Origin of the sequence: Streptomyces sp. BR1, from assembly GCF_052373795.1 — a bacterium.
Classification (GTDB): domain Bacteria; phylum Actinomycetota; class Actinomycetes; order Streptomycetales; family Streptomycetaceae; genus Streptomyces.
Genome location: NZ_CM126252.1, coordinates 3,879,324 through 3,891,544, shown reverse-complemented (window position 1 = coordinate 3,891,544; position 12,221 = coordinate 3,879,324). Strand labels below are relative to the sequence as shown.

The 12,221-nt window shown below is 70.9% G+C and carries 12 protein-coding genes; 4 read left to right on the top strand and 8 right to left on the bottom strand.

The window, feature by feature from the left end; all coding sequences use genetic code 11:
• Positions 1-109: 109 nt before the first annotated feature.
• The 3 genes from ispF to ACT1U9_RS17030 form a co-directional block, all read right to left on the bottom strand.
• Positions 110-646 (bottom strand): 2-C-methyl-D-erythritol 2,4-cyclodiphosphate synthase, encoded by a 537-nt coding sequence (gene ispF, locus ACT1U9_RS17040; protein WP_444533592.1) that lies wholly within the window; start codon positions 644-646, stop codon positions 110-112.
• The gene (gene ispD, locus ACT1U9_RS17035; protein WP_444533591.1) at positions 636-1,373 is read right to left on the bottom strand and encodes a 2-C-methyl-D-erythritol 4-phosphate cytidylyltransferase; all 738 of its coding nucleotides are present in this window, start codon (positions 1,371-1,373) and stop codon (positions 636-638) included. Before ispD ends, ispF begins: the two co-directional genes overlap by 11 nt.
• A 306-nt stretch (positions 1,374-1,679) precedes the next feature.
• Entirely contained in the window at positions 1,680-2,162 is a 483-nt protein-coding gene (locus ACT1U9_RS17030; RefSeq protein ID WP_003953493.1) for a CarD family transcriptional regulator, read from the bottom strand.
• Positions 2,163-2,836: 674 nt separating this feature from the next.
• Here ACT1U9_RS17030 and ACT1U9_RS17025 point away from each other — a divergent pair.
• Entirely contained in the window at positions 2,837-3,514 is a 678-nt protein-coding gene (locus ACT1U9_RS17025) for a DUF461 domain-containing protein (protein WP_444533590.1), read from the top strand.
• 113 nt (positions 3,515-3,627) lie between these two features.
• On the opposite strand, the gene ACT1U9_RS17020 is transcribed toward ACT1U9_RS17025, so the two are convergent.
• The gene (locus tag ACT1U9_RS17020) at positions 3,628-4,308 is read right to left on the bottom strand and encodes a response regulator transcription factor (protein WP_017242433.1); all 681 of its coding nucleotides are present in this window, start codon (positions 4,306-4,308) and stop codon (positions 3,628-3,630) included.
• Positions 4,305-5,588 carry a sensor histidine kinase gene (locus ACT1U9_RS17015; RefSeq protein WP_188276990.1) on the bottom strand — a complete coding sequence of 428 codons (1,284 nt, stop codon included), beginning with the start codon at positions 5,586-5,588 and terminating at the stop codon, positions 4,305-4,307. The genes ACT1U9_RS17020 and ACT1U9_RS17015 overlap by 4 nt, the downstream gene beginning before the upstream one ends.
• Positions 5,589-5,789: 201 nt before the next feature.
• Between ACT1U9_RS17015 and phoU the strand changes: the two genes are divergently transcribed.
• Positions 5,790-6,467: a phosphate signaling complex protein PhoU gene (gene phoU / locus ACT1U9_RS17010; protein ID WP_344080659.1), complete on the top strand. Its 678-nt coding sequence runs from the start codon at positions 5,790-5,792 to the stop codon at positions 6,465-6,467.
• A gap of 401 nt (positions 6,468-6,868) precedes the next feature.
• On the opposite strand, the gene ACT1U9_RS17005 is transcribed toward phoU, so the two are convergent.
• Positions 6,869-7,627, bottom strand: a complete 759-nt coding sequence (locus tag ACT1U9_RS17005; RefSeq protein WP_188276988.1) for a phosphoglyceromutase — start codon at positions 7,625-7,627, stop codon at positions 6,869-6,871.
• A 187-nt stretch (positions 7,628-7,814) separates the two neighbouring features.
• On the opposite strand from ACT1U9_RS17005, the gene ACT1U9_RS17000 reads away from it, so the two are divergent.
• A complete protein-coding gene (locus ACT1U9_RS17000) occupies positions 7,815-9,083 on the top strand; it encodes an MDR family MFS transporter (RefSeq protein WP_444533589.1) in 1,269 nt (422 codons plus the stop codon).
• A 7-nt stretch (positions 9,084-9,090) separates the two neighbouring features.
• On the opposite strand, the gene ACT1U9_RS16995 is transcribed toward ACT1U9_RS17000, so the two are convergent.
• Together ACT1U9_RS16995 and mshA are read right to left on the bottom strand one after the other, a co-directional pair.
• Positions 9,091-9,582 (bottom strand): YbjN domain-containing protein, encoded by a 492-nt coding sequence (locus tag ACT1U9_RS16995; RefSeq protein WP_444533588.1) that lies wholly within the window; start codon positions 9,580-9,582, stop codon positions 9,091-9,093.
• Complete coding sequence (mshA, locus tag ACT1U9_RS16990) at positions 9,575-10,918, bottom strand: D-inositol-3-phosphate glycosyltransferase (RefSeq protein WP_444533587.1); 1,344 nt, start codon at positions 10,916-10,918, stop codon at positions 9,575-9,577. The genes ACT1U9_RS16995 and mshA overlap by 8 nt, the downstream gene beginning before the upstream one ends.
• A gap of 234 nt (positions 10,919-11,152) precedes the next feature.
• Here mshA and ACT1U9_RS16985 point away from each other — a divergent pair, with 234 nt between their 5' ends.
• Positions 11,153-11,947 carry a class I SAM-dependent methyltransferase gene (locus ACT1U9_RS16985; RefSeq protein ID WP_444533586.1) on the top strand — a complete coding sequence of 265 codons (795 nt, stop codon included), beginning with the start codon at positions 11,153-11,155 and terminating at the stop codon, positions 11,945-11,947.
• Positions 11,948-12,221: the final 274 nt, after the last annotated feature.

Sequence of the window (12,221 nt, the reverse complement as noted above, 5' to 3'; positions counted from 1 at the left end):
CTTTTCCGGAAGCTTTTCCGCAGGTGGTGGCGGGCCTGTACGCGCGGGTCTTTCGGGCGCGTACAGAATGGGACTTACGGGACTTTTCGGCCCGCCGGCCGGAATGCCTTCATCCGGTCCGGTACACCAGCGCCGTCGCGATCGCCGCGAGGCCGTCGCCGCGGCCGGGGAAGCCCAGGCCGTCGGTGGTGGCGCCGGAGACCGAGACGGGCGCGCCGACCGCGTCCGAGAGCACCTTCTGCGCCTCGTCGCGCCGCTTGCCGATCTTCGGCCGGGGGCCGACGACCTGCACGGCCACGTTGCCGATGCCGAAGCCCGCCTCCCGCACGATCCGGGCGGCCTCGGTGAGCAGCGTGACGCCGGAGGCGCCGGACCACTCGGGGCGGTCGGTGCCGAAGTGGGCGCCGAGGTCGCCGAGGCCCGCCGCCGAGAACAGCGCGTTGCAGGCGGCGTGGGAGACGACGTCGGCGTCGGAGTGGCCCGCGAGGCCCGGGCCCTCGCCCTCCCAGAGCAGCCCCGCGCACCACAGCTCGCGGCCCTCCTCGAAGGCGTGGATGTCGGTGCCGATGCCGACCTGCGGCAGCATCACCTTCGGGCTGCCGCCCGGGGCGGGGGCCACAGGGGCCCCAGAGGACTCAGAAGCCATCGTTGGCCCTCCTGCGGGCGAGGACGGCCTCCGCGAGGACCAGGTCCAGCGGGCGGGTCACCTTGAACGCCTCCTCGTGGCCGGGCACGGCCACGACCTGAAGGCCCAGCTGCTCGACCATGGACGCGTCGTCGGTGACGTTGTCGGTGACGCTCTCGTGGGCGCGGACCAGCGTGGCGCGGTCGAAACCCTGCGGGGTCTGCACCGCGCGCAGCCGGGAGCGGTCGGGCGTGGCGAGCACCGGCTCGGGCGCGCCGTCCTCGCTCGGCTCGACCTGCTTGACCGTGTCGGCGAGCGGCAGCGCGGGGACGACGGCCGGGGCCCCGTCCCGTACGGCCTCGATCACCGCGTCGACGGTGTCGACCGGCACCAGCGGGCGGGCCGCGTCGTGCACGAGCACCACGTCGATGCCGGGCGGCAGCGCGTCCAGGCCGAGCTTGACGGACTCCTGGCGGGACTCGCCGCCGGGCACCACGAGGAAGTCGGTGCGGTCCGGCAGCGCGTGCTCGGCCAGCAGGTTCTTCACCTCGGTGGCGCCGTCCGGCGGGGCCACGACGACGACGAGCGAGACCGCGCGGGAGGCGGCCATCGCCCGGACGGCGTGGATGAGCATGGGAGTGCCGTTCAGCGCGCGGAGCGCCTTGGGGGCGCCCGGGCCGAGCCGCACGCCGCGGCCGGCCGCGGGAATCACCGCGGCGGTGCGGAAAACGCGCGTTTCCTCAGACAAGGTTTGTGTCCTCCGGCGACATGGGTATGGCCTGGGGGTACCCCCGGCCGGTGGCTGGGGGAGTGCCGGGCGCAACGCCCTGACCGGCCCCTTCCGTGACGACCGGTCGAGCAAGCGGCCCGGGCCCGGCCCGCCGTCGTACGAGGCGGGCCGAGTACGGGGGCGGTACGGTACGTAGCACTACGTACGTACGAATATGTCCGAACATGCCGCAGCGCCCGGCGACACAGCAGCATGATCACTGCTGGTCAGCGGGCACCGCGGCAATGCGGGTCCTCCAGGGGCGGCGCCCCCGGGTTCCCGGTGTCAGGACGCGAGAACCTCGTCGAGGAGGGCCTCGGCCTTGTCTTCGTTGGTGTTCTCAGCGAGTGCGAGCTCGCTCACCAGGATCTGGCGCGCCTTGGCGAGCATGCGCTTCTCACCTGCGGAGAGTCCGCGCTCGCGCTCGCGACGCCACAGGTCGCGCACCACTTCGGCGACCTTGATGACATCGCCGGAGGCGAGCTTTTCGAGATTTGCCTTGTAGCGACGGGACCAGTTGGTGGGCTCCTCCGCGTACGGTGCGCGAAGCACCTCGAAGACCCGGTCCAGCCCGTCCTGACCGACCACATCGCGCACGCCTACGAACTCCGCATTGTCCGCGGGTACGCGCACCGTCAAGTCGCCCTGGGCGACCTTGAGCACCAAGTAGGTCTTGTCCACGCCTTTGATCTGGCGAGTTTCGATGGCCTCGATCAGCGCGGCCCCGTGATGGGGATAGACCACGGTGTCGCCAACCTTGAACGTCATGTGACAGGTACCCCTTCCGTGGCTATCCAGGGTAACACGAGAACAGCGTGTTCTGAATGGCGTTTTCGCAGGTCAGGGCATATCTCGGGGCTTGACAACAGCAACACGAACGTGCTGCGGAGGGTTCACGGGAGGGGGTATCCGCAGGTCGGAGCCGCTGTTCGGGGCAAGGGAAACATGCCCGACGCACGCTCCGCAACCCCCTTCCGCAGGGCCGAACGTCCCGTTTTGTCGGCTTCCAAGCGGTGAACTTCCACTGCTCCGTTCGACAACCGCTCACTCGTTCGGGTGCTCCCGCGATTTTTTCGTGAATTGATCACTCGATGCCGGACGGAGAGTTCCCGGGCGCTTCCCGGGAACCTCCCAGGAACTCCCGGGACGTTTTCGGTAAGGAATGCGTGGCGGTCCGGAGAATTGATCACCGGGGATATGTGAACGGCGTAAGGAAACGGGGAGATCAGGAAGGGTGCGGCAGCCTTGCGGCACGGCCGGGGGCGCTCGCGGCGGGATGATCGTCGCCGTGATCGACAACCCGGTGCGCGGTCGGGTGCGGCGGACCGGACCTCAGGGGCGGGTCGGGTGCGGGGGCGGCGGGGCGGCTCGGTAACCTAAGCCAGCTGACACATGCTTAGCCGTCCTTTAGATGTCCTTACGTCCAAGGAGTTGCCGCCGCCGTGAGCCGCAGCCTTCGACGCGGCGCCCTCGCCGCCTCTGCCATCGCGTTCTCGCTCGCCTCTGTCGCCGCCTGCTCGGCGGGCAACGACGCGCAGACGCTCGAAGTGAAGCCGGACAACGCCGCCGTCAAGGTCGGCGACATCAAGATCCAGAACGCGACCGTCCTGACCCAGCCGAAGGCCGACGCCGCCGGTCCCGCCGTCATCACGGCGACGATCTTCAACAACGGCGACAAGGCGCAGACGCTCGACGCGGTCAAGCTGTCGGCGTCGGGCGCCGCGGTGAAGCTGTCCCCCGCCAAGGGCCAGAGCGCGCTCACCGTCCCCGCGCACGGCTCGCTGCTCATCGGCGGCAAGGACAACGCCTCCGCCGTGATCGAGAACGGCAAGGAGGCCGCCAGGAACGGCGACGCCCAGCCGGTCACCTTCCAGCTGAGCACCGCCGGCGAGGTGACCCTGCGCGCCTACGTGATCCCGGCGACGAGCTACTTCCAGGGCTACGGCCCGAGCGAGCTCCCCAAGCCCGCGGCCACGCCGGGCGCCCCGGGCGCCACCACGACCCCGGGCGCCACCGAGAGCGGCAAGCCGGAGGGCGGCAAGCCGTCGGGCAAGCCGTCCGGCACCCCGTCCAAGGGCGGCAAGCCCTCGGGCACCCCGACCACGGGCGCGGGTCACTGACGTACACGTACGCATGAGGAGGGGCCCCGGACTTCGGTCCGGGGCCCCTCCTCATATGCGGCCCGTGATGACGGCCTCGCGCGTGTTTGCAGCTTCGCGCGCGTGGCGCGTGTTTACGGCTCGAACTTGTAGCCCAGACCCCGCACCGTCACCAGGTACCGCGGCGCACCGGGGTCCGGCTCGATCTTGGCGCGCAGGCGCTTGACGTGGACGTCGAGGGTCTTGGTGTCGCCGACGTAGTCCGCGCCCCAGACTCTGTCGATCAGCTGCATACGGGTCAGCACGCGGCCCGCGTTGCGCAGCAGCATCTCCAGGAGGTCGAACTCCTTCAGCGGCAGGTCGACCTTGCCGCCGGAGACCGTGACCACGTGCCGGTCCACGTCCATCCGGACCGGGCCGGCCTCCAGCGCCGCCGGGGTGACCTCCTCCGGCTCGCCGCGCCGGCGCAGCACCGCGCGGATGCGGGCGACGAGCTCACGGGACGAGAAGGGCTTGGTGACGTAGTCGTCGGCTCCTATTTCGAGGCCCACGACCTTGTCGATCTCGCTGTCCTTGGCGGTCACCATGATCACCGGGACGTTGGAGCGGCCGCGCAGTTGGCGGCAGACCTCCGTGCCGGGCAGCCCCGGCAGCATCAGGTCGAGCAGGACGAGGTCGGCGCCGTTGCGCTCGAACTCGTCCAGCCCGTCGGGCCCGGTGGCCGCCACGGCGACCTCGAAACCCTCTTTGCGGAGCATGTAGGACAGGGCGTCGCTGAACGATTCCTCGTCCTCGACGACGAGCACTCGGGTCACGGAAGGACCTCCGGGGCAGGGAGCACAGTGTGGGAGTCGTGCGCGGCAGGGGGGAAGGTGTCGTACGGCTCGTCGACGGCGTCGTCGTCCGGGCCTGCGGTGTCGGCGGAGGGAGCGGCGCGGTCACGGACCGCGCCGGCCTCCGGGAGCCTCAGGGTGAAGGTGGAGCCCTGTCCCTCGGAGCTCCACACGGTGACCTCCCCGCCGTGCGAGGCGGCCACGTGTTTGACGATGGCCAGGCCCAGGCCCGTACCACCGGTGGCACGGGAGCGGGCCGGGTCGACGCGGTAGAAGCGCTCGAAGACGCGCTCCCGGTCCTTCTCCGAGATGCCTATGCCCTGGTCGGTCACGGCTATCTCGATCAGGTCCCCGCCGGGCGCGGCCACGCGGCGGCCCGCGATGCCGACCCGCGTCCTGGCCGGGGAGTAGTTGACCGCGTTCTCGACGAGGTTGCCGAGGGCGGCGGCGAGCTGGCCGCGGTTGCCCCAGACGTACAGGTCGGCGGTGCCGCCCGCGGCCATGGTGATCTGCTTGGTGGACGCGGGGTGGCGGGAGCGGTCGATGGCCTCGGCGACCAGCTCGTCGACCCGGACCGGCTCGGCGTCCTCCAGCGGGTCGTCGTTCTGCACCCGGGACAGGTCGATGAGCTCCTGGACCAGGTTGGTCAGCCGGTTCGCCTCGATCTGCATGCGGCCCGCGAAGCGGGTGATCGCCTCGGGGTCGTCCGAGGCGTCCATGACGGCCTCGGAGAGCAGGGAGAGCGCGCCGACCGGCGTCTTGAGCTCATGGCTGACGTTGGCGACGAAGTCGCGCCGGACCGCTTCTATGCGGCGGGCCTCGGTGAGGTCCTCGACCAGGAGCAGTACGAGCCGCGAGCCGAGCGGCGCCACGCGCGCGGAGACCGCCAGCGCCTCGCCCCGGCCGGTGCCCCGGCGGGGCAGGTCCAGCTCGACCTGGCGTATCTCGCCGTCCCGGCGGGTGTCCCGGGCCATGTGGAGCATCGGCTCCACCGCCAGCTTTCCGCCCCTGACCAGCCCCAGCGCGTACGCGGCGGAGCTGGCCTTGACGACCGAGTCGCTCTCGTCGAGCACCACCGCCGAGGAGCGGAGCACCGACAGCACGGTGTCCACGCCGGGCGGTAGCACCGCGTCCGTGTGCAGGGAGGTCCGGGTGGGCCGCGCCTGGTCGCGCTCGCTCCAGCGGAACGCCAGCATGGCGATGACGCCGGTGCACAACCCGGCGATCGCTGCCGCTGCGGCGACCGCCGCGTTCACGTCCATGCATCCAGGTTATGCGGCCGCACTGACACTCTCCCAGCCATCCGGGTGCCTGCTCGAACGTTCGTCGCCCAGAGTTCACCATGGTGATAGTGCCGGTTCACTTGGTGTGGCCGAATCGGACGCGTAACCCACGGAACGTGGGAGCGTGGGGGTCACAGCCGCCCCCGGCCCCCCCGGAGTCGTCGAAAGAAGGGCACACCCATGCGGGACGCGTACCACGAGGAACTTGACTCGATCGGCGAGGGCCTGGTCGAGATGGCCCGCCTTGTCGGGTCGGCGATCGGGCGCGCCACGACGGCCATGCTCGACGCCGACCTCAAGCTCGCCGAGAGCGTGATCGCCGCCGACCAGAAGGTCGACGATCTCCAGCACGACCTGGAGGCCCGGGCGATAGCCCTGCTGGCCCGCCAGCAGCCGGTCGCCACGGATCTGCGGATCGTGGTCACCTCGCTGCGGATGAGCGCCGACCTGGAGCGCTCGGGCGACCTGGCCCAGCACGTGGCCAAGCTGACCCGCCTTCGCTACCCGGAGCGCGCGGTCCCGCGCGACCTGCACGCCACCATCCTGGAGATGGGCCAGCTCGCCCAGCGCCTGATGGCGAAGGCCGCCGAGGTGATCATCACCAAGGACGTCGACCTGGCGCTCCAGCTGGAGCAGGACGACGACGAGATGGACCTCCTGCACCGCACGCTCTTCCAGCACCTGATGGACGACCGCTGGAAGCACGGCATCGAGACGGCGGTCGACGTCACCCTCCTCGGCCGCTACTACGAGCGCTTCGCCGACCACGCGGTATCGGTCGCCAAGCGCGTCGTGTACCTGGTGACCGGCGAGCACGCGGACGAGCTCCAGCCCCCGGTGCAGGTCGAGGGCGCGTAGCCAAGGGCTGTACAGGGCGCACGGCGGGTCGCGTGACAGGGGGCGCATCGAGTCGCACCAGGGCACGCATTGCCCCCACTGCGCGAATGCGCCGTTGATGCGCCCTTGGGCGCGGGCATGAACAGGGTTGAGTCTTCGAATACCGGTAAGGCACGCCTACCCCCGGGAGGGACCATGCCCGTTTCCCCCACCATCCAGCCCGCCCCCAGCAGCGGCTGCCAGTGCGGCCCCGGCTGCTCCTGCGGCTGTCAGTCCGGCGGCTCCTGCCAGTGCGGCGGCTCCTGCGGCTGATCCCACGGCCGCCAACCGCCTGACGCGCTAGGAGAAAGGCCCCCGCCCACAAAGGACGGGGGCCTTTCTCTTACGTACGTAGTACGTAGGGAGCCGTAAGGCGGGTGCCGCTACTTCTTGCCCTGGTTCTTGACCGCCTCGATCGCCGCCGCTGCCGCGTCCGGGTCGAGGTAGGTGCCGCCGGGGTTGACCGGCTTGAAGTCGGCGTCGAGCTCGTAGACGAGCGGGATGCCGGTCGGGATGTTCAGGCTCGCGATGTCCGCGTCCGAGATGCCGTCCAGGTGCTTGACCAGGGCGCGCAGCGAGTTGCCGTGCGCGGCGACCAGGACCGTGCGGCCCGCGAGCAGGTCCGGGACGATGCCGTCGTACCAGTACGGCAGCATGCGGACGACGACGTCCTTGAGGCACTCGGTCTGCGGGCGCAGCTCCGGCGGGATCGACGCGTAACGGGCGTCGTCCGACTGCGAGAACTCCGTGCCGTCCGCCAGCGCCGGCGGCGGGGTGTCGTACGAGCGGCGCCACAGCATGAACTGCTCCTCGCCGAACTCGGCGAGCGTCTGCGCCTTGTCCTTGCCCTGGAGCGCGCCGTAGTGGCGCTCGTTCAGGCGCCAGGAGCGGTGCACCGGGATCCAGTGGCGGTCCGCGGACTCCAGCGCCAGCTGGGCCGTGCGGATCGCGCGCTTCTGGAGGGAGGTGTGCAGCACGTCGGGGAGCAGGCCGGCGTCCTTCAGCAGCTCACCGCCGCGCGCCGCCTCCTTCTCGCCCTTCGGGGTGAGGTTGACGTCCACCCAGCCGGTGAACAGGTTCTTCTCGTTCCATTCGCTCTCGCCGTGGCGGAGGAGGATCAGCTTGTACGGTGCGTCGGCCATGCGTCCGAGCGTAATCGACGTTCGAGGCGCCTCGCGCGCGCAGGGACGGCCGCCCCCCGGTCGTCTCGGACTGCGGACGCCGGACCCCCTCGATTGACTGGAAGCGTCAATTCAGTGGCGGGTCGGGACACCTGAACCGTAAGTTGCCGATATTACTTGCGCCACTTACACATCTTCGGGGGAAACGATGTCCGTCGCCAGTCTCAGACGCGCCGCACACGAGAGCGTCTCGGGTCTGCCCCGGGAGTTCTGGTGGCTGTGGACCAGCACGCTGATCAACCGGCTCGGCGCCTTCGTCGCGACCTTCATGGCGTTGTACCTGACCCTCGACCGCGGCTACTCCGCCTCGTACGCCGGTCTCGTCGCCTCGCTGCACGGGCTCGGCGGGGTCATCTCGTCCATCGGCGCGGGCGTCCTCACCGACCGGCTCGGGCGGCGGCCCACCATGATGATCGCCCAGATGTCGACCGCCTTCTCGGTCGCGCTGCTCGGGTTCATGACCGACCCGGTCGCGATCGCTGGCGTCGCCTTCCTCGTCGGCATGGCGTCCAACGCCTCGCGCCCGGCGGTGCAGGCGATGATGGCCGACATCGTGAAGCCCGAGGACCGGATGCGGGCGTTCTCGCTCAACTACTGGGCGATCAACCTCGGTTTCGCCTTCTCGTCGGCGGGCGCGGGCCTCGTCGCCGAGTACAGCTATCGCGCCGGTTTCCTCGTCGAGGCCACGATGACGCTCGTCTGCGCCGTGCTCGTCTTCCTCAAGCTCCCCGAGTCCCGCCCGGAGCGGACACAGAAGGAGAAGGCCACCGAACCCGCCGTCAGCCTCGGCACCGTCTTCCGTGACGGGCGCTACATGGGCGTCGTCGGGCTCTCCTTCCTCATCTCCCTTATCTTCCAGCAGGGTTACGTGGGTCTGCCGGTCGCCATGGGTACGGACGGCTTCAGCAGCTCCGACTTCGGGATGGCGATCGCCGTCAACGGCGTGATGATCGTCGTCCTCCAGATCCCCGTCACCCGCTTCATCGAGCACCGCGACGCCCGCCGTCTGCTGATCGTCTCGTCGCTGCTCGCGGGGTACGGGTTCGGGCTCACCGCCTTCGCGGGCTCGGTCGCGGTGTACGCGCTGACCATCTGCGTCTGGACGCTCGCCGAGATCGTCAACTCGCCCACCCAGACCGGACTCGTCGTCCGCCTCTCCCCCGTCCACGGCCGGGGTCGCTACCAGGGCGTCTACACGATGTCCTGGTCGGTGGCCGCGCTGATCGCACCGCTGATGTCGGGCTTCGTCATCGACCGGTACGGGGCCGGATGGCTGTGGGCGGCGTGCGCGGTGCTCGGCACGGTGGCGTCGCTGGGGTACTGGCTCTTGATGCGGGGACTGCCGGAAGAGACCGCTGTTTCGAACGAAGCCGTTACCGAGGAGCGCGCCGACTCGCCCGCCCCCGTCACCGCCTGACGGCCACTCAGTCCTTCGCCTGCCCCGTCAGATGCGCGAACGCGTCCAGGTTCCGCGTCGACTCCCCGCGCGACACCCGCCACTCGTACTCCCGCCGGATCGCCGACGCGAAGCCCAGCTCAAGGAGCGTGTTGAAGGAGCCGTCCGCCTCCTCCAGGACCGTGCCGAGGAGGCGGTCGAGCTCTTCCGGGGTCACCGACGCCAGCGGGAGCTTGCCGGCGAGGTAGACGTCGCCGAGGCTGTCGATCGCGTAACTCACGCCGTACAGGCGCAGGTTGCGCTCCAGGAGCCAGCGGTGCACGCCCGGCTCGTTCTCGTCGGGGTGGCGGACCACGAACGCGTTCACGGAGAGCGAGTGGTTGCCGATCTTCAGCGAGCACGTCGTGGAGAGCTTCCGGGTGCCGGGGAGCTTCACCACGTACGAACCGGGCTCGGGGGTCTCCCATTCGAGCTCGGCGCCCTTGAGGAACTCGTCGATGACCTGCCGCGCGTCAGCCATGGTGCGAGCGTACGCGACGGCGGTGTTCGTGGATCGCCGCGGTGTAGACGTCGGCCGTGGCCGAGGCCGCCGTGCCCCAGCCGAAGGACTGGGCGTGGTGGGCGGCGGCCGCGCCCATCCGGTCCACGAGCACCGGGTCGTCGACGAAGTGGCGCAGGGCGCGCGCGTAGTCGACGGGGTCGTGGCCGGGGACGAGGAAGCCGGTCGTGCCGTCCTTCACGGCCACCGGCAGCCCGCCGACCTCGGCCGCCACGACCGGGGTCCCGGCCGCCTGTGCCTCTATGGCGACGAGTCCGAAGGATTCGCTGTACGAGGGCATGACCAGCACCGATGCCGCGCGGAACCAGTCCGCGAGGCGGTCCTGGCCGACCGGCGGATGGAAGCGCACCACGTCCGAGATGCCGAGCCGCGCGGCCAGCTTGTGCAGACCCTCCGGCTTCGCCAGACCGCTGCCGCTGGGGCCGCCGATCACCGGGACCACCAGCCGCGAGCGCAGCGACGGGTTCTCGGTCAGCAGCACCGCCACCGCCCTGAGCAGGATGTCCGGCGCCTTCAGCGGCTGGATGCGGCCCGCGAAGAGCGGGATCAGGGCGTCCTGCGGCAGCCCGAGGCGGGCGCGCGCGGCGGCGCGGCCGTCGGCGGGGCGGAAGCGCTCCAGGTTCACGCCGGGGTGGACGACGGCGACCTTGCCGGGGTCGGCGTCGTAGAAGCGGACCAGCTCGTCCGCCTCCTCCGCCGTGTTGGCGATCAGCCGGTCGGCCGCGTCGACGATCTGCGTCTCGCCGATCACGCGCGCGGCGGGCTCGGGCGTGTCGCCGTCGGCGAGCGCCGCGTTCTTGACCTTGGCCATGGTGTGCATGGCGTGCACGAGCGGGACGCCCCAGCGCTCGGCGGCGAGCCAGCCGACGTGGCCGGAGAGCCAGTAGTGGGAGTGGACGAGGTCGTAGTGGCCGGGGCGGTGGCCCGCCCACGCCTGCATCACACCGTGCGTGAAGGCGCACAGCTGCGCGGGCAGCTCCTCCTTGGCCAGGCCCTCGTACGGGCCCGCGTCGATGTGCCGCACCAGTACGCCGGGCGCCATCTCGACGGTCGGGGCGAGCCCGCCCGTGGTCGCGCGCGTGAAGATCTCGACCTCGATGTTGATCTCGGCGAGGCGCTTGGCGAGCTCCACGATGTAGACGTTCATGCCGCCCGCGTCGCCCGTGCCGGGCTGGTGCAGGGGGGAGGTGTGGACGCTGAGCATGGCGATCCGGCGCGGCCTGCGGTGGCCGCCGGGAAGGCGGAGCCGGGGCGGCCCCGCCAGGGAGCCGGCGAACCGGGACACGTACTGGCTCACGGTCGACGTCCTCCTCGACTGGACTGCGACTGGACTCGCTCGACAGGGGGCATGGCGCGGAAGGGACGCGGGCGTCCCCTCAAGAACGCGTAACCACCGGAACCCTCTTTTTCATTTCCGCTTGCCTTCGTTTCTTTCCGGTTTGCCGAAAATTTTGCCCGGGGAGGGGGCCGGGAGGGGCTCCGGCCGGAGGTGCGGCGGGCCCGGTGACGTGGTCGCCGTAGGCTCAAGGACATGGCTCCACCCGCTCCCCGCCGGCCCGTCGGCACCGTCACCCGCGGCACCACCAACCCCAACCGGCTGCGCCGCATGGACCGCTGGATCGCCGATACGCACGGGCCCGCGCTGCGCCGCGCCGACGCGCCGATCGCGGTCGACCTCGGGTACGGAGCCGCCCCCTGGACGGCCGTGGAACTGCTCCAGCGGCTGCGCACCGCAGCGCCCGCCGTCTCCGTCGTCGGGATCGAGATCGAGCCCGCCCGGGTCGCCGCCGCGAAGCCGTACGAGCGCGAGGGGCTCACCTTCGTCCACGGCGGCTTCGAGGTGCCGACGCCCCGGCCGCCGCTGCTGATCCGGGCCGCGAACGTGCTGCGGCAGTACGAGGAGGGCGAGGTCGCGGCGGTCTGGGCGCGGCTGTGCGCCCGGCTCGCGGACGGCGGGCTGCTCGTCGAGGGGACGTGCGACGAGATCGGGCGGCGGCATGTGTGGGTCGCGCTGGACGCGTCCGGCCCGCGCACGGTGACGTTCGCTACCCGGCTCGGATCCCTGGAGCGCCCCTCCGACCTGGCCGAACGGCTGCCGAAGGCGCTGATCCACCGCAATGTGCCGGGTGAGCCGGTGCACGCGTTCCTGCGCGACTTCGACCGCGGGTGGGCTGCGGCGGCCCCGTACGCGTCGCTGGGCGCGCGCCAGCGCTGGATGAGGGCGGTCCGGGACCTGGCGGCGGACTGGCCGCTCACGGACGGGCCCAGGCGCTGGCGCCAGGGGGAGGTCACCGTGGAGTGGCAAGCGCTGGCGCCTCGGGGGTGACGGGCGGGGGCCCGGTTAGGTGACCCTGCGCTGGCGTACGCGCGAACGGCTCCGGTCACTCCACACGTCACCCCCGCACGGGGAACGCACACGTCGTGCCGTTCGTCCCACATGCGGGGAGTGACCCGTCAGGTGCCGTCCGCCTCTGTCGTTTTGGCGAACGGCGTGGCACCATCGCGACGTTGCGAGATGTTACTGACGGTTAATCACATCCGCGTTCCGCGTGACCTGCGGATGTGTGATGTGCGCTTGCGTCACGTGCTCGATGTACGTG